At 56.6% G+C, this 19,109-nt stretch carries 20 protein-coding genes; 3 read left to right on the top strand and 17 right to left on the bottom strand.

Translation table 11 applies throughout. The features are described from left to right. Nucleotides 1–10: 10 nt before the first annotated feature. From RHM61_RS06865 to RHM61_RS06825, 9 genes are all read right to left on the bottom strand, one after another. Nucleotides 11–223 carry a DUF1289 domain-containing protein gene (locus RHM61_RS06865; protein ID WP_322250385.1) on the bottom strand — a complete coding sequence of 71 codons (213 nt, stop codon included), beginning with the start codon at nucleotides 221–223 and terminating at the stop codon, nucleotides 11–13. A gap of 13 nt (nucleotides 224–236) precedes the next feature. Then, nucleotides 237–560 (bottom strand): hypothetical protein, encoded by a 324-nt coding sequence (locus tag RHM61_RS06860; protein ID WP_322250384.1) that lies wholly within the window; start codon nucleotides 558–560, stop codon nucleotides 237–239. Nucleotides 561–643: 83 nt separating this feature from the next. After that, nucleotides 644–1,930, bottom strand: a complete 1,287-nt coding sequence (locus RHM61_RS06855) for a TIGR03862 family flavoprotein (RefSeq protein WP_322250383.1) — start codon at nucleotides 1,928–1,930, stop codon at nucleotides 644–646. Between the two features lie 86 nt (nucleotides 1,931–2,016). Then, on the bottom strand, nucleotides 2,017–3,123 hold the full coding sequence (locus RHM61_RS06850; protein WP_322250382.1) for a substrate-binding domain-containing protein: 1,107 nt from the start codon (nucleotides 3,121–3,123) through the stop codon (nucleotides 2,017–2,019). A gap of 293 nt (nucleotides 3,124–3,416) precedes the next feature. Then, entirely contained in the window at nucleotides 3,417–3,920 is a 504-nt protein-coding gene (locus RHM61_RS06845) for a hypothetical protein (protein ID WP_322250381.1), read from the bottom strand. Continuing rightward, nucleotides 3,899–4,324, bottom strand: a complete 426-nt coding sequence (locus tag RHM61_RS06840) for a VOC family protein (protein ID WP_322250380.1) — start codon at nucleotides 4,322–4,324, stop codon at nucleotides 3,899–3,901. The genes RHM61_RS06845 and RHM61_RS06840 overlap by 22 nt, the downstream gene beginning before the upstream one ends. 3 nt (nucleotides 4,325–4,327) lie before the next feature. After that, nucleotides 4,328–5,857: a hypothetical protein gene (locus tag RHM61_RS06835; RefSeq protein WP_322250379.1), complete on the bottom strand. Its 1,530-nt coding sequence runs from the start codon at nucleotides 5,855–5,857 to the stop codon at nucleotides 4,328–4,330. Next, nucleotides 5,857–6,609 carry a heme ABC exporter ATP-binding protein CcmA gene (gene ccmA / locus RHM61_RS06830; RefSeq protein WP_322250378.1) on the bottom strand — a complete coding sequence of 251 codons (753 nt, stop codon included), beginning with the start codon at nucleotides 6,607–6,609 and terminating at the stop codon, nucleotides 5,857–5,859. Before ccmA ends, RHM61_RS06835 begins: the two co-directional genes overlap by 1 nt. Further along, complete coding sequence (locus RHM61_RS06825) at nucleotides 6,602–7,006, bottom strand: VOC family protein (RefSeq protein ID WP_322250377.1); 405 nt, start codon at nucleotides 7,004–7,006, stop codon at nucleotides 6,602–6,604. Before RHM61_RS06825 ends, ccmA begins: the two co-directional genes overlap by 8 nt. A gap of 232 nt (nucleotides 7,007–7,238) precedes the next feature. On the opposite strand from RHM61_RS06825, the gene gshA reads away from it, so the two are divergent. Continuing rightward, on the top strand, nucleotides 7,239–8,840 hold the full coding sequence (gene gshA / locus RHM61_RS06820; RefSeq protein WP_322250376.1) for a glutamate--cysteine ligase: 1,602 nt from the start codon (nucleotides 7,239–7,241) through the stop codon (nucleotides 8,838–8,840). Between the two features lie 39 nt (nucleotides 8,841–8,879). Here the strand turns inward: gshA and RHM61_RS06815 are convergent, their stop codons facing one another. Continuing rightward, nucleotides 8,880–9,155, bottom strand: a complete 276-nt coding sequence (locus tag RHM61_RS06815) for a hypothetical protein (protein WP_322250375.1) — start codon at nucleotides 9,153–9,155, stop codon at nucleotides 8,880–8,882. Between the two features lie 177 nt (nucleotides 9,156–9,332). Here RHM61_RS06815 and RHM61_RS06810 point away from each other — a divergent pair, with 177 nt between their 5' ends. Further along, entirely contained in the window at nucleotides 9,333–10,343 is a 1,011-nt protein-coding gene (locus RHM61_RS06810) for a M14 family zinc carboxypeptidase (RefSeq protein WP_322250374.1), read from the top strand. Further along, nucleotides 10,340–11,071 carry an alpha/beta hydrolase gene (locus tag RHM61_RS06805; RefSeq protein WP_322250373.1) on the top strand — a complete coding sequence of 244 codons (732 nt, stop codon included), beginning with the start codon at nucleotides 10,340–10,342 and terminating at the stop codon, nucleotides 11,069–11,071. The genes RHM61_RS06810 and RHM61_RS06805 overlap by 4 nt, the downstream gene beginning before the upstream one ends. On the opposite strand, the gene RHM61_RS06800 is transcribed toward RHM61_RS06805, so the two are convergent. The 7 genes from RHM61_RS06800 to bioA are packed head-to-tail and all read right to left on the bottom strand — an operon-like array spanning nucleotide 11,049 to nucleotide 19,099. Further along, nucleotides 11,049–11,978 (bottom strand): hydroxymethylglutaryl-CoA lyase, encoded by a 930-nt coding sequence (locus RHM61_RS06800; RefSeq protein ID WP_322250372.1) that lies wholly within the window; start codon nucleotides 11,976–11,978, stop codon nucleotides 11,049–11,051. The two genes, RHM61_RS06805 and RHM61_RS06800, sit on opposite strands and share 23 nt — an antisense overlap. Beyond that, nucleotides 11,975–12,715 (bottom strand): pyridoxine 5'-phosphate synthase, encoded by a 741-nt coding sequence (locus RHM61_RS06795; RefSeq protein ID WP_322250371.1) that lies wholly within the window; start codon nucleotides 12,713–12,715, stop codon nucleotides 11,975–11,977. The genes RHM61_RS06800 and RHM61_RS06795 overlap by 4 nt, the downstream gene beginning before the upstream one ends. An 18-nt stretch (nucleotides 12,716–12,733) precedes the next feature. Continuing rightward, nucleotides 12,734–14,740, bottom strand: a complete 2,007-nt coding sequence (locus RHM61_RS06790; RefSeq protein ID WP_322250370.1) for an acetyl/propionyl/methylcrotonyl-CoA carboxylase subunit alpha — start codon at nucleotides 14,738–14,740, stop codon at nucleotides 12,734–12,736. 45 nt (nucleotides 14,741–14,785) lie between these two features. Further along, the gene (gene bioB / locus RHM61_RS06785) at nucleotides 14,786–15,814 is read right to left on the bottom strand and encodes a biotin synthase BioB (protein WP_322250369.1); all 1,029 of its coding nucleotides are present in this window, start codon (nucleotides 15,812–15,814) and stop codon (nucleotides 14,786–14,788) included. Nucleotides 15,815–15,831: 17 nt separating this feature from the next. Beyond that, complete coding sequence (gene bioD, locus RHM61_RS06780) at nucleotides 15,832–16,533, bottom strand: dethiobiotin synthase (RefSeq protein ID WP_322250368.1); 702 nt, start codon at nucleotides 16,531–16,533, stop codon at nucleotides 15,832–15,834. After that, complete coding sequence (gene bioF / locus RHM61_RS06775) at nucleotides 16,533–17,744, bottom strand: 8-amino-7-oxononanoate synthase (RefSeq protein ID WP_322251053.1); 1,212 nt, start codon at nucleotides 17,742–17,744, stop codon at nucleotides 16,533–16,535. Before bioF ends, bioD begins: the two co-directional genes overlap by 1 nt. A 23-nt stretch (nucleotides 17,745–17,767) precedes the next feature. Continuing rightward, entirely contained in the window at nucleotides 17,768–19,099 is a 1,332-nt protein-coding gene (bioA, locus tag RHM61_RS06770) for an adenosylmethionine--8-amino-7-oxononanoate transaminase (RefSeq protein WP_369124407.1), read from the bottom strand. Between the last annotated feature and the right edge of the window lie 10 nt (nucleotides 19,100–19,109).

The following is a 19,109-nucleotide window of genomic DNA, read 5'->3' as shown; positions in this document are numbered from 1 at the left end:
GACACCGGCGTTAAAACATGCGTTGTTTAACTTCACGCCAGATATGGCGTTTGCTATCGTCATTCGCGCTGCCCCAGGCTTTGAGCTCATCGATGGTACGAAAACAGCCGGCGCACCAAGCTTTTTTCTCATCCATACGGCACACGCCTATACAGGGCGAGGGGATGGTCGGGCGCGCGTCATCGGCGAGCGCATCGGGATCATAATCGTACAAAATACTCATGCTGTTTCCATGGTTAAGCCTGCCAATTAGCTAACAGGGCGGCGTGCTCGGTCGGCACATCAAAATATTTCATCCCGGCACGGTACTCACTGCCGCTCAAAATCGTATAAATACAGGTTGCTTTGCACACGACTTGGGTACGTGCCGAGGCATCTTTAGGGCTAGGCACTTCCATCATCATTTGATAAGTTTGTTTCTCTTTGAGCATGACACTGGTTTGCAACTGAATACCAGCAACAGAAAAATTAACAACTTTTGCAGGTACAATTTTTCCAACAGCAACCTGTATCGCGGCGCGCCACGCCACTTTCAGGCGCAGGGGGGCACTTTCACTCATAAAAATACACGAAACCGGTGGATACCGTCATGACTTTGAAACCCAGATTAAAAACTGATTGTAACCATTTCCTGAGGCAAACTTCATTCTGTCGGCAAAGAACTTGCTTTTTTATTGATATGAAGCCAATTTAGCACCCCACGTGCGGCTTGACGACCGCTGGCCATGCTGGCTGTCAATAAATATCCACCGGTCGGCGCTTCCCAATCGAGCATTTCACCGGCACAAAATACCCCGGGGCAGGCGCGTAGCATCAGGGTCTCATCGAGCGCTTCAAAGCAAACGCCGCCGGCACTGCTGATCGCCTCATCGAGCGGGCGGGTGGCGTGCAAACGCAAGGGTAATGCTTTGATGGTCTGGGCTAGCACGGCTGGAATGCGCATTTGTTCCGGTGTCAAAACCTCATGCAATAAGGCGATTTTCAAACGATCTAAGCCCAATTTACTGCGCAAGTGTGTGCTCAGCGAACGCGCGCCACGGCCAGAGACGAGTTCGGCGGCCAGCCGTTCTGCGCTCTTGTCCGGCAATAAATCCAGTTCGAGCACGGCATAGCCGTTTTGCACCAACTGTTGACGCAAAGCAGACGACAAAGCATAGATCAGGCTGCCCTCGACACCCCCTTCGGTGATCACGAACTGCCCTTGGCGCATGGGGGCCGCGCCAGCCGCTGTGCGGGCGGCCACGGTCAATACTGGCTGACCAGCAAAATTTTGTTGGAAAAATGGAGTCCAAACAGTATCAAAACCACAATTTGCCGCGACCAATGGCGACACCTCAACACCACGTTGCTGCAGCCACGGCACCCAGGCGCCATCCGAGCCCAGCCGTGCCCAACTGCCGCCGCCCAATGCCAGCACCACCGCATCGGCTTGCGCGTGTACCGGGCCGTTCGTACTGGTAAATTCCCAACCTTGACCAGCAGCACCAGCGCCGGTCCAACGATGGCGCATGTGGAAGCGCACTTGATCACTACGCAAGGCATGTAACCACGCCCGCAGCAGCGGGGCCGCCTTCATATCGACCGGAAACACGCGACCGGAACTGCCGACAAAGGTTTCCACCCCGAGTGCCAAGGCCCAGGCACGCAGCGCGCTGGGGTCAAAATCTTTGATTATGTCGTGCAAGGCGGCGGCGCGCGCGCCGTAACGGCCGATGAAAGCCGGCCAAGCTTCGCCATGGGTCAGATTCATACCGCCTTTTCCCGCCAGCAAAAACTTCCGCCCGACACTGGCCATCGCGTCATACACATCGACTGCGACACCGGCGGCGGCCAGCACTTCTGCCGCCATCAGGCCGGCCGGTCCGCCGCCGATGACAATCACACGATGGGGCTCAGAACGAGGGAAGGAGGAGTGGTGAGCGCTGGACATGGGGAGTAGAAAATGATTCGGCCCTCATGATAGCCGCCCGCGCCCGCACTGGCAAATCAGGGTGCCGCCAAGCGCAGGCGCAGCGCTTATTTGAGCCAGCTTTGCTGATAATGCAAACGATAATCGTTGGCCGGATCGAAGGCATTCTTATTACCGCCATCATAGGCAATATTTTGCACCGTCACCAAATGCACCGGCGTGACATAGCTACTCGCTGCTTGCCCGCAAAAGGCGCGATTCAATTCATCGACCAATTGCCAAGCATGCATGACTAAGGGTTCCGGCACGGTACCGCTTTGCATGCCATTGCTGCGTATGCGTTGGTAAGCGCTGGGTGAACCGTCGCCAGCGGAGACACCGATAAGTTTATTGGCTGCCACCAGCGGGGCGATCGATGCGGTGGTGAGCAGATCAAAGTAAAAATCATTAACCGCAATCACGTGGGTCCATTTCGCGCCGTGGCGTTTCACGGCCGCTTCGACCGCCGTTTTCATTTTTACATAGCCGTCCGCGAGCGGCACATCTTCAACGCTGAGCAAGCGGCACGACTCACACTGCTTGATGGTTTCGAGTATCGTCGCCGACTTGGCTTGCAGATACGGGTTGCTCGAATCGGTAAACAACACGATGCCAGCCTTGCTGTCGGCTTCGACCACCATGTACAAGGCCGCGACTTGCGCCACCTCTTTCGGGTTGGAGGTGATATTGGTAAACAAGCCGCCCACCGGACCGCTCTTGATCGAGGCATGCCAACCCACCACCGGCACCTTGGCTTTATCCGCTGCGGCCAAACCCTTGGCTTGGGTGCTCACATCGATACCAGCCAGAATAATCCCATCGGCCTTCATATCGAGTGCCTGTGAAATAATCGCCGCACCTTGATTGCACCGTCCGCGACAATCGATAGACAGCGTTTCCCAAGCCCCGGCAATACCGGCTTCTTTGACACCGTTGAAGAGCGCACCGATCGCGGCATCGCTCATGTCGGCCGCGATGAAAATGATTTTCTTTTTCTTTTGCAGTTTCGGTCCGGCCACCGGCCCTTCCCAACGGTTTTTCAAGCTCTCGGCACGCGCAACTTTGGCGTTGGCGCGGCTCATGAACTGCATGGGGTTTTCTTGCGCAAACGCGCTCGCGATGAGATTGAACGCTAGAAACAACAGGGTCAGGCACTTACTTGGCGTGGCATTCATGATTCCGGCTTAGTCTGGGTTAGTCAAGTTGGGCGCATGCCCGCGCACTCATACCGCAGGCAAAACACTTCATTTTTGAAACATTTTCTTACATCTGCACGGCGATTATTGCAGAAAAAATTTACAAAAAATGAGAGTTTATTGATGCTGTGCGCACTTGCAAGCCGAAACGGAACTTAATTAAAAGAAACGACCATATCCAGAATTTAAATATGATTTACAAGATTTTTACAAACCAATATTTTGTTCTCAGGAACAACACTTGCCCTAAGGCCAAATAATATTTGCTTATGTCAGTGCTCGCTGCGGCTGGCATCGTGGGTGCGCAGCCAAGTCAGTTGCAAGATGCGGGCATCGTTGCTGGCACGATGGCGCGTCAATTGCAGCTCCTTGATCAGTTGATCCTTGGTGGCATGCCACAAGGCTTCCTGCGCCGGCGTGATGATTTCGCGGAAATCGGCCAGATGAAATGATGGCACACGCTCAGCGGCATCGAACAAACGCGCCAGCCAGACATAGTCGTGGGCCCAGCCATCGGTATAGATGGTTTGGCCGGCCAGCGCCAAATTGAGGTGCTCGGCGACGCTGTGCACATTCTTGCCGGACTTAAATAACATACCTCGCTCTATGCAATGCACCTGCGCGGCCGTCGCATCCCAGTGCACCCATTCTTGTTCCGGACGAATCAAACTACACCAGGCGTGGCCTTGCGCGCGGGAAAAACCGACTTCGATCGGATAGCTGCCTTTGCCGAAGCCCGAGGCTTCGACATCGATCACAATGGGGATGCTGTGCATGGCAGACCGTCCGCGGCAGCGGCGCGTTCATATAATTCCAGCGGCAAACCGTCGGGATCAGCAAAGAAAACAAAGCGCTGCCCGGTGTACTCATCGCGGCGGATCGCTTCGAGTTCGACGCCGCGCTGCTGCAGCAAGGCCACTGCAGCCTCGATATCGGCCACGGTAAACGCCAAATGCCGCAAACCACGCGCCTCCGGATACGAGGGGCGTGCCGGGGCAGCAGCAAAGGAAAACAATTCTATCTGCACCCCATCGGCGCATGCCAGATCCAGCTTGTATGACTGCCGTGCGGCACGATAATGCTCGGCGATGATGCGCAGACCCAAGGTTTCCGTGTAAAACTGCCGCGAGCGCGCATAGTCGGAACAAATAACGGCCACATGGTGCACTCCTGATAACATGATTCACTCCTGGTTGTTTTCTTTGTTACGCAAAATATATGCCAGTAATACACTAGCTAGTCCGCCGAGCAAACCGACGCTAACCCAGGTCTGGCTCGCATGCTGCAGCGCCAGCAGCGCACCGGCCCAGGAAAAATTGTTCAGCGTCTCGCAAACAGTTGCTGCCAAGTTGCCCTTGCCGCGCCGTTGAAACTGGCTGCGGGCCGCCGGCTTGGCCAAGTAAACATGAATCAGCAAGACCCCGACTTGCGCCAGCAAGCCACCGCTGAGCAGCCAAGCGGCAGCAGTTGGTGCGCTCAGGCCTAGCCAACTGGCCGCCAGTCCCAACAAACACAGGCTGGGCAGCGCTGCCGCCAGCATTTTGGCGCGCAGTATTTGCCGTGCTGACAGCGGTGCCAGTTGCAGCAATTGCGGCGCGGCTTCGGCGGAAAAAATCACCCAAGCCAATGAGCCGGTCAAACCGGACAGCAATACGGTCAGCGCCGCCACCGCGGCTGGCACGGGCTGGCTGGCGCGAAAAAAAAGCAATAATAAAGGTATGAGATACAACATTTGCAGGCCTATTCGCGCCAGCAAATGCCAGTCGCGCAATAACAAGCGCCATTCTTTGCGTAGGATTGCCCGCGTCACACCACTGCGCATCGGCGGCAGCGCTCGGCGCGATGTACTGACCCGGCGACGGCCGCTGTGCTCGCTGGCGCGCCCGTATAAGCCATGCAAGCTGTGCGTCAGCAATAAGAAAACCGCACTACTGAGGGCCAACAACAGCAGCGCGCTGCGCCACTGTGTCAGGGCGCGCAGCGGCCAAGTCAGCAATTGCCAGACAGGTGCATCGAGGTGTTGCTGCAGATACGGTAAACATTGTGCCAACAAAAAGTCGCTCACACTTTGTTCTCGATAGGCGAACAGTTGCGTAAGGAGGAACAAGGCGGCACCGCTGAGCGCCGCTAACACATGGGCGATCACGCGCGTGCGCTGCGGCCCCAGCCTGGCCACCAGCGCCAGACAGAGCAACATGGCGGCGCACACGAGCAAGCTCGCGTAACTCAGAATGAAAGGATAGATCAACAAATACAGCGGCAGACCATGCAGCAGCGCGATATGCGCCAATGGTGTCAGGAAAAACCAACACGCCGCCGTCACCGCCAACACCAAGACCCCGAGGCGTACCCGAAAAATCACGCTACCCGAGAGCGGCGAAGACAATAACAAATCCAAATCGGCACGCTCAAACAGCACGTCTACGCTGCGATTCAAGGCCATCGAAAACATCAGCGTCGACATCAGCAGCAAGGCCGCCACCAGTAACAGTTGCAACAACACCGGCGGTGCCGCCGCCAAGGCCAGCACACTGGGCCACAAGACCCAAGCCAGCACATGCGTGAGCAGCCAAGCTAGCAGCAGCACGAGAACTTTGCCCCAACGAAAGCCGCGTTGGCCCTTGCTGCTATTCATGGAAAACAAAAGCAGCCGCACTTCATGCGCCAGCAACCAGCCTACGCTGCCAGGATGGAACGGCAAGCTGCGGCGCATCAATTGAGCCCCGTCAATTGCAAAAAAATTTGTTCCAAGGTGGCGTCGCCCTGACGCGTTTGTTCACGTAACTGCGCCAGCGTCCCTTCGGCGATCAGCCGCCCCTCGCTGAGAATGCCGATGCGTTGCGCCAGCCGTTCGGCCACCTCAAGAATATGTGTCGTCATCAGCACCGTGCCACCCTGCGCCACATGCGCTTGTAGCAAATCTTTAACCTGTCTGGCCGCCGCCGCGTCAAGACCGGTCAAAGGTTCATCGAGAATAATCAATTCCGGATCGTGGATCAAGCCTCCGGCCAAAGCCAGTTTTTGCTGCATGCCACGGGAAAAAGTTTCCGTCAATTCATCGGCATGCCGGCTCAAACCCAAGCAATCAAGCAATTGCTGCGCTTTAGCCGTGGCATGCGGCGCGGCTACACCCCATAAGCCAGCGCTGAATTCCAAGTATTCCCAAGCAGTGAGTTTGTCGTACAACAACGGGGTATCGGGCAGATAGGCCAGCTTTTGCTTCGCGGCAGACGCAGCTTGCGGTAAGTCATGGCCAAGCAAGCTAATCTCGCCGCTATCGGGCTGCAACAAGCCGGCAGCCATGCGCAAGGTGGTGGTTTTGCCGGCGCCATTGGGACCGAGCAAAGCATACAGCTCGCCGCGAGCGAGCGACAAATTCAATCGCTCGAGCACTGGACGGGCAAAGTGCTTGCTGACTGCGCGCAGCTCCAAAGCCCATTCGGACGCAGCGGCGCTGCTATTCATCCGACACCGCCCCGACCGGGGTACACAATTCAACCAGCAAACCATCGGGGCAACGCACATAAGAAACGATTTGCCCCCATGGTTTGGCCAACGGTGCGGCCACTTCGCGCGCACCAGCCGCCAACGCAGTAGCATGGGCCAAGGCCACATCGGCGCAGCACAAGGCGACCTCGAAGCCCAGTGGTTGCACCGAGCTATGGGCAGCCACATGGCCAGCAGTATAATTGAAGGCAGCCATTTGGTGATCGGCAAAGGCCAGCGCGGTCGCACCGGTTTCGAGCTCACCGTACATGCCGGAATCATCGAGAAAACGACGAGCGATGCCGAAAGCCTGTTCAAAAAAAGCCAACGATGCTGCGACGTCAGGTACATACACGATAGTGTAAGCGAATTGCATGACAATCTCCTGGTGAGCGGACAGTGAGGGAAGCGCGAATCATAATGCAGCCCATATTACCAAAAAAATAATTCTATTCACGCGACTTTATCGCAAGGTCGACGAATCAAAGTTAAGCTTTTTAGCAAGTTTTGCGCTGGCTCGTGATGTTCGATTCAAATTTCGGCTATGCTAGCTCGAAATTCGTTGTCGAAATACGTGCGAAAAAATCATTATTTTGAAGGATACCTCTGTGAGCAATTTGTTAAACCGTCGTCTGGCTCTGCTCGATAGCCCTGCATATCGCCCCTTGCTGGCACAGGGCTTGCGCGGCATCGAGCGAGAAACGCTGCGCGTCGATGCGGCTGGTCACCTGTCGCGCCAGCCCCATCCAGCCGCGCTCGGGGCGGCACTCACGCATCCGCAAATTACCACCGACTACGCGGAAGCCTTGCTGGAATTCATTACCCCGGCCGAGCCTGACATTGCCATCGCCTTAGATAAACTCACGCAAATTCATCGCTTCGCGTATACCGAACTCGGCGATGAAATGCTGTGGAGCCAATCGATGCCCTGCACTTTGCCAGCGGAACAAGACATCGCCATCGCTTGGTACGGGCAGGCACACATAGGCATGATCAAACATGTCTACCGACGCGGCTTGGCATTGCGTTACGGCAAAAGCATGCAATGTATCGCCGGGATTCATTACAATTATTCTTTGTCGGAACAGTTGTGGCAAGTCTTACAAGAGGCGGAACACAGCCCCGGCGATGCGATGACGGCGCAGTCGGAAAATTATATCGCGATGATCCGCAATTTCCAACGCTACAGTTGGCTGTTGATGTATTTATTCGGCGCTTCGCCAGCCTTGGCGGCCTCGTTCTTGGCCGGGCGCAAGCATGAACTCGAGACCTTGGCCGACGATACCCTCTACCTGCCGTATGCGACCAGCTTGCGTATGAGCGACCTCGGCTACCAAAACAATGCGCAAGACGGGCTGGTGGCACCGTATAACAATCTGATGGAATACATGCGCAGTCTGTCGATCGCGGTGCGTAAGCCGTATCCGGAATATGAAAAAATCGGCACCAAAGTCGATGGCGAATGGGTACAGATCAACACCAATGTGTTGCAAATCGAGAATGAATTCTATGCCACGATACGGCCGAAACGCGTCATCCACAGTGGTGAGCGGCCGATCGAAGCGCTCTGTGCCCGCGGAGTGCAATATGTGGAAGTGCGCTGCATGGATGTCAATCCCTTCGAGCCGCTCGGTATCAAACTCGAAACGGCGCGCTTTCTCGATGCCTTCCTGCTGTTTTGTGCGCTCGATGAAAGCCCGCTGACCAATGTTGCTGAAGGCCATGAAAACAGTGGCAATTTCGGCTTGGTGGTGAAACAGGGCCGTCGTCCCGACTTACAACTCAGTCGCGCCGGCAGCGCTGTGTCGCTGCACGACTGGAGCTTGGAATTATTGGAAAAAATCGCGCCGCTGGCAGCGCTGTTAGACAAACAGCATGGCAGCAGCGAGCATCATGATGCCCTACAAGTGCAGATCAAGAAAATACATGATCCGGCACTGACACCGTCGGCCCAAGTATTGCAAGCCATGCATGCACATGGTGATTCTTTCCCGAAATTTGCCTTAAGCCAAAGCAAACACTTGGCCGAGCAATTCCGTGCGCACCCCCCAAGTGCGGAAGAATTACGCAGTTTTCAGGCGATGGCGCAGCAATCGATCGCCGAGCAAGCCGCGATGGAAAGCGCGCAAACCGGTAGCTTCGATGAATTCATCACCGACTACCGTTCGCGCACCTCCAGCCAAATCTGTAGCGACAGCGCAGCAATCTGAGAACGGACGCGGCCGGTGCATTTCCAAGCCGGCCGGGACTTACCAAAATTGCCAAAAACTTTTTTTCTTGGGAGCGGCAGTTTTTTTCTTGGGAGAAATTCCCATCCGCTCCAAGGCTTCTTCGTGGCTCAGGTTTTTGCCGCGTAAATAAGCATAATAATATTCCTGCGGCATTTTGAATTTAAAATTGTAGGGATCGGCCAAATGCTGCTTCAGCAGTTCCTGATATTTGTTCCACTCCGGCACATCGCCATTGTTTTTCGCCGCCAGTTTGCGAACATAGGCCATGGCCTCGTCGATTTTCAGATTGTTCATCGCGTTCCTTATTGATCGGTGATGAATCAGCGTTTCAAGTATTAAAACATAAAATACTTAAAAAGTAATCATTTCTACAACGTCAAACGTATCGCCGTCAGCGGTGCTGACGAGTCGCTTACTCGAAACTCAGATAGCCTGCTAGTATGGCTGCATTTCCATTTACGCGCTCCCTCCATGCCCGCCTTGCCTGAACTACGTGAACTCGAACGCATCATCAGCCTCGGCCGCGGCCAATTGGAAGTCGACACGGTTTGCGAAGTCAGCAGCCACAACAAGCGCTACCCGGTATACCGTATCGCACTCGGCAATCCCGATCCGGCGCTGCCGGCGATCGGTTTTTTCGGTGGCATCCATGGCTTGGAACGAATTGGCAGTCAAGTCTTGCTGGCTTTCTTGCGTGGTCTGGTTTCCCGTCTGCACTGGGATAAAAGCTTGCAACACATGTTGCAAGAAGTGCGGCTGGTGTTCATGCCCTTGATGAACCCGGGCGGCATGGCGGCGGCGACACGCTGCAATCTCAACGGCGTCGACTTGATGCGCAATGCGCCGGTGGAGGCCGATGATGAAGTGCCGTTTTTACTCGGTGGACACCGCATCAGCCGGCATTTGCCGTGGTATCGCGGGGCCGCCGACGCCGCGATGGAAGCGGAAAATATCGCGCTGTGCCAAACCGTGACAAAAGAATTGCTGAGCCGTGAATTCAGCCTCGCCATCGATTGCCATTCCGGTTTCGGGCTGCGTGATCGGGTGTGGTTTCCCCATGCGCACAGTGTGCATCCGATTGCCGGCTTGGCCGATATCTTGTCGTTGGAAGAATTGTTCTGTCAAACCCACCCGTATCACCGCTACCTGTTCGAGCCACAAAGCCGACAATACCGTACCCATGGTGATATCTGGGATTACCTGTATTTGCAAGCACAGCAAACCCCGGAAAAAACCTTTCTGCCGCTGACATTGGAAATGGGCTCGTGGTTATGGGTAAAGAAAAACCCGCGCCAGTTATTTTCTCGTCACGGCATGTTCAATCCGGTCGAAGAACACCGTTGGCACCGCGTCTTGCGCCGTCATCAATCGTGGTTCGATTTTCTCATGCGCGCCACCTGCGCGCATGCCAGTTGGCGCGCCCGCGGCCCGGCACGCCTGCGCTTGCAAGAGCGCGCCGTAACACGCTGGTACCGACCATGACTTGGGTACTGTTACGCGGCCTGATCCGCGAACAACGCCACTGGGGCGACTTTCCGGCGCAATTACAACGCGCCTTTCCGGCACAGCGCATCATCACGCTCGATTTTCCCGGCAATGGCAGCCGTCATCGTGAAAACAGCGCCAGCAGCATCGCCGCGATGGTCGAATTTGTGCACGCGGAGTTAGCCCGCCTACAAGTGACTGGGCCGGTGCAGGTATTGGCCATTTCGCTCGGTGCCATGGTCGCCATCGGCTGGGCGCAGCGCTATCCACAACAAGTGCAAAGACTGGTGCTGATCAATACCAGCGTGGCACCGCATAATCGGTTTTACCAACGCCTGCGGCCACAGAATTATCTGGCACTGCTGGCCAGCAGCCTGCGCAGCGATCATCAACAACGCGAACAAGTGATTTTCGATTTAACCAGCAACAGCCCGCTGCGCCGCAGCGAACTGGTAGCGCGCTGGCGCGCCTATGCCGAAGAATTTCCTGTCAGCCGGCGCAACAGCTGCCGCCAATTGCTGGCCGCCTTGCGCTACCGCGCCCCACTGCAGGCACCAGCCGTACCGCTGCTGCTGCTGGCCGGGGCTGGTGACCGCTTGGTGAACCCCTGCTGCTCCAGTCGCCTGGCGGCGCTGTGGCAAGCCCCGTTGCGCCTGCATGCGAGGGCTGGCCATGATTTACCGCTCGATGATGCTCACTGGATCATTGAGCAATTGCAGCACTGAGGCGTCGCGCTGCCAAGGCATTACCGGCCCGACTGACCGCCTTACGGCCGAGATGAGCGGCGATGAATTGACCGGCGTCGACCACGGCGGCCAGATCGATACCGGTAGCAATGCCTAAGCCCTGCATGAGAAACAGTACATCTTCGGTGGCCACATTCCCGGTCGCCCCTTTGGCATACGGACAGCCGCCCAGCCCAGCCACCGAGGAATGGAAAATACTGACGCCAACTTCAAGACTGGCATAGATATTCGCCAGCGCTTGGCCATAGGTATCGTGAAAATGCCCCGACAAGGCGGCCAGCGGGAACACCTCGGCCGCAGCCAGCATGACCTGCTGCACCTGGCGCGCGGTACCGACGCCGATGGTATCGGCAATGTCGATTTCATCGCAACCGAGTTCACCCAAGCGGCGCACGACATCGCTTACCGCCGCCACCTCGACCGTGCCCTGATAGGGACAGCCGAAGGCACAGCTGATACTGCCGCGCAGACGTAGTTTGTGGCGCTTGGCGGCCGCGGCGACGACGCGAAAGCGTTCTATCGATTCGGTCATCGAGCAATTGATATTTTTTTGTGAAAAGGCTTCCGATGCCGAACTGAAAATCACTACTTCATCGACCCCGGCTGCCAGCGCCGCTTCAAAACCTTGCAAGTTCGGCGTCAAGGCCGAATACACCACACCAGGCCGACGCGTGATGCCGGCCATGACTTGCGCCGACGTTGCCATTTGCGGCACCCACTTAGGCGAGACAAACGAAGCCGCTTCGATATTGCGAAAGCCGGCCGCGCTGAGTCGGTCGATCAGGGCGATTTTAATCTCGGCCGGAATACTTTCTTTTTCATTTTGCAAGCCATCGCGCGGGCCGACTTCGACGATCTTGACGTGAGCAGGCAAGCAGGCGCTCATGTGCGACTCCCGGCTTGACGAATGATGTCGAGGTAACGCCCTATCACTGTGTTCATCCCCAATTCCAGACTCTCAACGATGACCGCATGACCGATCGAGACTTCTAAAATACCGGGTATCTGCAAGAATTTCCCCAGATTATCGAGGTTGAGATCGTGTCCGGCATTGACGCCCAAACCGGCCTGTTGCGCACACAAGGCAGCCGCCTGAAAGGCCGCGAACACTGACGCCGCATCGACCTGGCCGTAGGTTTCGGCATACGGCTCGGTGTACAGTTCAATACGCGCGGCACCGAGTTCGCGCGCCAGCGGCAAATCGCGGTTATCGACGTCGACAAACAAACTGGTCCGTATCCCGAGTGCATCGAGTTCGGCAAGCACCGGTGCCAACTGTGCCGCATCGCGACGCAAATCCCAACCGTGATCGGAAGTCAGTTGGTCGGGCGCATCCGGTACCAAGGTGCATTGCGCCGGTCGGTACTGTTTGACGACCTCGATGAATTCGGCCGACGGATAGCCCTCGACATTGAGCTCAGCACCGCGCGCGCGGCACAATTGCGCCAGCTCAGCGACATCGCTGTAACGCGCATGGCGTTGATCTTGGCGCGGATGCAGGGTGATACCGCCAACACCGAGATCGAGACAGCGCGCCGAAAAGGCCAGCACGTCGGGATAATTACGGCCGCGCGAATTGCGCAGCAAAGCGATCTTATTAATATTAATGGAAAGTGCGGTCATATTCTCTTTCGTCGAAACTTACACTGGCTGCGCAAAGGCCAGTAATTGTGCGCCCTCGCCGACCTGGTCGCCGACCGCATACAAGACTTCTGCAATGATGCCGTCATGCGGTGCCGAAATGGTGTGTTCCATTTTCATCGCTTCCATGATCAGTAAGGCGCTACCTTTCGTCACGCTCTGCCCGGCCGCCACCAATACGGCGACGATCTTACCTGGCATCGGAGCAGTCAGACGACCGCCTTCGGCTTCGGCTTCACCGGCATGGGCCAACGCATCAAGATAATGAAACACGCTGTGCACAGCTTGACTGAAAACATGGAAATACTCACCATCCCGTACCACCGTGCCACTGACCGTACTCGCACCGAGCCGCAGTACCAGTTCCGGGCCCTGCTGTGACACCAAGCTCAAGCGGTGCTTTGCGCCATCACAGGTGAATTCCCAGCCATCAGCCAGATAGCTGAGCTGTACTGCATGGCTATCCTGCTCTTGGCTGAATTGTAAACGCCTTTGCAGTTGACTGTTCATGCGCCAGCCTTGGCTACTCTGCCAAGGATCGCTGCCGCCGCTGCGTTCGCTGTTCAACAAGGCGGCGCTGGCCAAGGCCAGAGAAGCGCAAGCCGGGGCCGGCGGCGTCGGAAACAATTGTTCCTGATTCCGCTCAATGAGGCCCGTATCAAGATCAGCCGTGGCAAACGCCGTGCTGCCGATCAGGCGTGATAAAAATGCGAGGTTCGATGATAAGCCGACGATTTGATATTGTGCCAAGGCCTGCGCCATACGTGCCAGCGCTTGCTCGCGATCCTTGCCCCAGACGATCAGCTTGGCAAGCATAGGATCATAGAATGGCGAAATGGTGTCGCCTTCACGCACACCGCTATCGATACGGATAGGCGCAGGATCGCTGCCATCACCATTCCCGAGTTCGAAGTACGCGGCCGCCGGGGTGCGGACATGGCGCAGTGTACCGATCGAAGGCAGGAAACCTTTTTCCGGATTTTCGGCATACACACGCGCTTCGATGGCATGCCCATGAATCCGTAACTCAGACTGTAACAGCGGCAATTTTTCGCCGGCCGCCACACGCAACTGCCACTCGACCAAATCGGTGGCGGTAATCATTTCCGTTACCGGATGTTCGACTTGCAAACGCGTGTTCATTTCCATGAAATAAAACGAACCATCTTGATTGACGATGAATTCGACCGTGCCGGCACCGACATAGCCAACTGCCTTGGCCGCGGCCACCGCGGCCTCGCCCATGGCGCGTCGCCGCGCTTCGCTCAAACCCGGTGCCGGCGCTTCTTCCAAGACTTTTTGATGCCGCCGCTGCACCGAACAATCGCGCTCAAACAGATACACACAATTGCCATGGGTATCGGCGAACACTTGAATTTCAATATGCCGCGGACGCTGCAAATACTTTTCCGCCAACACCTTATCGTCGCCGAAAGAATTGATCGCTTCGCGTTTGCAGGAAGCCAGCGCCTCTTTGAAGTCAGCCGATTGCTCGATCACGCGCATGCCTTTGCCGCCGCCACCAGCGCTGGCTTTGAGCAAGACCGGATAGCCGATCTGATCGGCTTGGGCATGCAGAAAATCGGCATCCTGATTTTCACCGTGATAGCCAGGCACCAGCGGCACATGGGCGGTTTCCATCAAAGATTTGGCCGCCGATTTACTGCCCATGGCGCGAATCGCCGCTGCCGGCGGACCGATGAAGACCAAGCCATGCTCGGCGCAGGCTTGGGCGAAATCGCTGTTTTCCGATAAAAAACCATAGCCTGGGTGGATCGCCTGTGCACCACAAGCCAAGGCGACCTCGATAATTTTTTCACCGAGCAAATAACTTTCCTTGGCCGCCGCCGGTCCGATTCTGACCGCTTCATCACACACCGCGACATGCTTGGCATCGGCGTCGGCGTCGGAGTACACGGCAACGGTACGAATGCCCATGCGACGTGCAGTAGCGGCAACACGGCAAGCAATTTCACCACGGTTAGCGATCAGAATTTTAGTAAACATGTCTCAGGCTCTTCTGGTTAAGGGGAATCAATGGTGCAGGCGCGCTCAGCTACAATTACCGGCTTTGGCCTCGACCTTACCGCGTGTAGTGAGGCCTAATTTCCCCAGCAAGACACGGTCATCCTGCGCTTCCGGATTTTGTGTCGTGAGTAATTTGTCGCCGTAAAAAATCGAATTGGCACCGGCCAGAAAACACATCGCCTGCACTGCCTCGCCCATTTGCCGACGACCGGCCGACAAACGCACGCGTGCCTTGGGCATGGTGATGCGCGCGACGGCGATGGTACGCACGAATTCAAACGGATCGAGCGGATCGAGGCCATGCAAAGGCGTGCCTTCGACTTGCACCAGATGATTCACCGGCACCGATTCCGGATACGGATTCAGGTTGGCCAACTGAGCGATCAGACCGGCGCGCTGACGCCGCGTTTCGCCCATGCCGACAATGCCGCCGCAACACACTTTCAAACCGGCGGTACGCACATGACCGAGCGTATCGAGGCGGTCTTGGTAGTCGCGGGTGGAAATCACATTGCTGTAAAATTCAGGCGCAGTATCGAGGTTGTGGTTGTAGTAATCGAGGCCGGCATCTTTCAGACGCTGCGCCTGTTCTTCCTTGAGCATGCCCAGGGTGGCGCAAGTTTCCAAGCCCATGGCTTTTACTTCACGCACCATGGTTTCGACTTTCTCGATATCGCGGTCTTTCGGTGAGCGCCACGCGGCGCCCATACAAAAGCGCGTCGCGCCGTTTTCGCGTGCGGCTTTGGCGGCATCGAGCACTTCGCGTACATCGAGCATCTTCTTGGCTTCGACGCCGGTGTCATAGCGTGCTGCTTGCGGACAGTAGCTGCAATCTTCTTCGCAGCCACCGGTTTTAATCGACAACAGCGTCGCCAATTCGATATCGCCAGCCGGGAAATTCGCTCGGTGCGCAGTCTGCGCCTGAAACATCAAATCATTGAATGGCAAATCGAACAAAGCCAACACATCGTCCAGCGGCCAAGCCTCGGCTTCAATGGTTTTCAGCGGTGCTTGAAACTGTAGCGCCTGCTCTGTGGTGTCATGGGTTTGCATAAAATCTCCTTAAATAATCAATTCAATAAAGTCAGATCGAGACCCGCCGCCGCCATGCGGTGGCGGGTCAGCGAGTCCGAGTCGTCAGCCAGACGCGGGATGACGCCGAGTAAAGGTGCGGCAATGCGCGCGCGCAGAGCGGCGATATTTTCAGCTTGGTAAAGCATATCCGCATCGACCGTATTCGCAACCCAGCCGGCCAGTCTCAAGCCGCGCGCCGCAATCGCCTGCACCGTCAGCAAGGCATGGTTGATACAACCGAGCCGCAGTCCAACCACCAAGATCACCGGCAGCGCCAATGCTTGCGCCAGGTCGGCGGTATCGATCTGCGCATCGAGCGGCACGCAAAAACCGCCCACCCCTTCGACGATGACGACGTCGGCTGACTCGCAGGCTGCGGCATACGCCGCCTGTATCGTCGCCAGTGACACTTGGACTTGTTCCACACGCGCAACGATATGCGGAGCGGCCGGAGTCCGCATCAAATACGGGCACACCAGCGCTGTCGGTGCGCTCACGCTGGAGGCTGCCATCAGACGATCCACATCCTCATTATGCCATTCACCATCGCGCCACTCGGCACCGGCAGCCACCGGCTTCAAACCCAGTGTGCTGCCGGCGCTGGCAAAGGCGTTCAGCAAGGCGCAACTGATCAGCGTTTTGCCGATTTCGGTATCGGTACCGGTAACGAAATAATCCTGTGTACGCGGTGCAGACATCACGCCACCTCGGCGAAACAGCGCGCCACATAATGCAAATTATCGAGCCGATTGATCGCCTGTACCAATTGCAGTACCTGCACCTTACTGTGCGCGGCTGACAGCGTGACACGCAAACGGGCGGTACCGACGGCCACCGTCGGCGGCCGAATCGCCCCGACCCAGAAACCTTGGTCGCGCAAATTGCCGGCCACCGCCAGCATGCCGGCATTGTCACCAATCAGCACCGGCTGCACCGCCGTTGGCGATGGCATATTGCTCCACACTTTCAAATCCAAACCGGTGCGGAATAAATCGATCAATTGATTGAGGTGCGCGCGTCTTTGCATGCCTTCCGGGCCGGCAATGATATCGAGACTCGTCAACAAAGCATGCGCTAACGCCGGGGGTGCAGCGGTCGTGTAAATATACGAACGGGCTTTTTGCACCAACCATTCGATCACCGTTTCATGCGCTGCCACGAAGGCCCCGCCGACACCGGCGGCTTTGCCCAGTGTGCCCATGTAAATCAAATTCGGCGAATGCAAATCAAAGTGTTCAAACACCCCGCGACCATGCGCACCGAGTACGCCGAAGCCATGCGCATCGTCGACAATCAGCCAAGCCTCGTATTGCTCACACAAGGCCAGCAAGGGGCGCAGATCGGCGATATTGCCATCCATGCTGAACACGCTGTCGGTGATGACGATGCGCTGCTTGCTCTGACAAGTTTTCAACATTTCGGCCAAGGCATCATAATCGCGGTGCGGGAACACCTTGGTGGCGGCGCGCGACAAGCGTGCCCCATCGATCAGCGAAGCATGGTTGAGCTGCTCGGAAAACACTGCCGCGTCCTTACCGGCCAAGGCGGTGATCACCGCTTGGTTGGCCATGTAACCGGAACAGAAATACAAGGCACGGGCCTGCTCGATGTGCGCTGCCATGAATTCGGCCAGGCGCTCTTCGAGTTGGGCATGCGCGCGGCTGTGGCCGCTGATCAGATGCGAGGCACCGCTGCCGGCACCGTACAGACTCGCGCCTTGCTGCAGCGCGGCGATAACCGCCGGATGCGCGGCCAGACCCAGATAATCATTACTGCAAAACGCCATCAGCTCGCGTCCTTCGGCCTGTACGGTGGCGTCACAGGCGCTGTCGACCGCACGGCGACGCCGGATCAAGTGTTGCGCATCGAGTGCGGCCAATTCAGTTTGCAAAGTTTGTAGCAAAGGCATAGGGCGGTGATTATTCTCAGTACTCATGCCATGACCTCGTCAAATACTTGCATGGTCTTTTCGGCTAACAGACTGATCTCAGCCGCTTCGAGTATATACGGCGGCATCAGATACACGCTGCGGCCGATAGGACGCATTAATAATTCGTGTTGCAAAGCAGTGCTGAAAAAACGCGCCGAAAATGTCGCGGCACGTGCTGCATCATCGACGACGGCATCGAACGCGAAAATCATGCCTTGTTGGCGCACATGGCGCACCCGCCGGTCATCGGCCAAACCGGCAAAAGCCTGCGCCAGTTGTTGCGCCTTACGCGCATTGCTGGCCAGTACATCGTCGCTGGCAAAGATAGCCAGCGTCGCCAAGGCAGCGCGACAAGCCAGCGGGTTGCCGGTGTACGAATGCGAATGCAAAAAGCCGCGGCGGATATCGCTGTCATAAAACGAGGCGAACACGGCGTCGGTAGTCATCACCAGGGACAAGGGCAAATAACCGCCGCTGATACCTTTCGACAAACACAGAAAGTCGGGCCAAATGGCCGCCGCTTCACAGGCAAAGAAAGTGCCGGTACGACCGCAACCGACGGCGATTTCATCTGCGATCAGATGCACCTGATATTGATCACATAAGGCGCGCACACGCTGCAGATACAGCGGATCATGCATGGCCATGCCGGTGGCGCATTGCACCAGCGGTTCGATGATGACGGCGGCGATTTTTCCTTGGCGCTGTTGCAGTAAGTGTTCGAGATCAGCGGCCGCATGCAGCGCCACATCGACCGCGGTTTCGCCATCTTGCGCCAGCCGCGCATCGGGTGAAGTGATCACATGCGCGCGCTGCAGCATAGGTCCATAGGCTTCGCGGAACAGACTGACATCGGTCACGGCCAGCGCACCGACGGTTTCGCCGTGATAGCTGCCTTGAATACAAACGAATTCTTGTTTCTCGCTTTGACCGAGATTGCGCCAAGAGTGAAAACTCATCTTCAGCGCGATTTCCACCGCCGAGGCACCATCAGAGGCGTAAAAACAATGGCCGAGCGCGTGCCCGGTCAAGGCTGCCAATTGTTCCGACAATTGCACCACCGGCGCATGGGTAAACCCGGCCAGCATCGCATGTTCGAGTTGATCGAGTTGATCTTTGAGAGCGGCATTGATGCGCGGATTGGCATGGCCGAACAAATTCACCCACCAGGAACTGATGGCGTCGAGATAGCGCTTGCCATCCATATCATAGAGCCAAGCACCGCGACCATGACTGACCGGTATCAAGGGCAGGGTTTCATGGTGCTGCATCTGGGTACACGGATGCCAAACATGCTTGAGGCTACGTGCGACCCAGTCATTTTGTATATTCAAAATTACTCCA

The organism is Undibacterium sp. CCC3.4, from assembly GCF_034347425.1.
In the GTDB taxonomy this organism is placed as follows: Bacteria; Pseudomonadota; Gammaproteobacteria; order Burkholderiales; family Burkholderiaceae_D; genus Undibacterium.
Note: the sequence above shows the minus strand (reverse complement) of the source record. Positions and strands in the feature narration are given on the sequence as shown.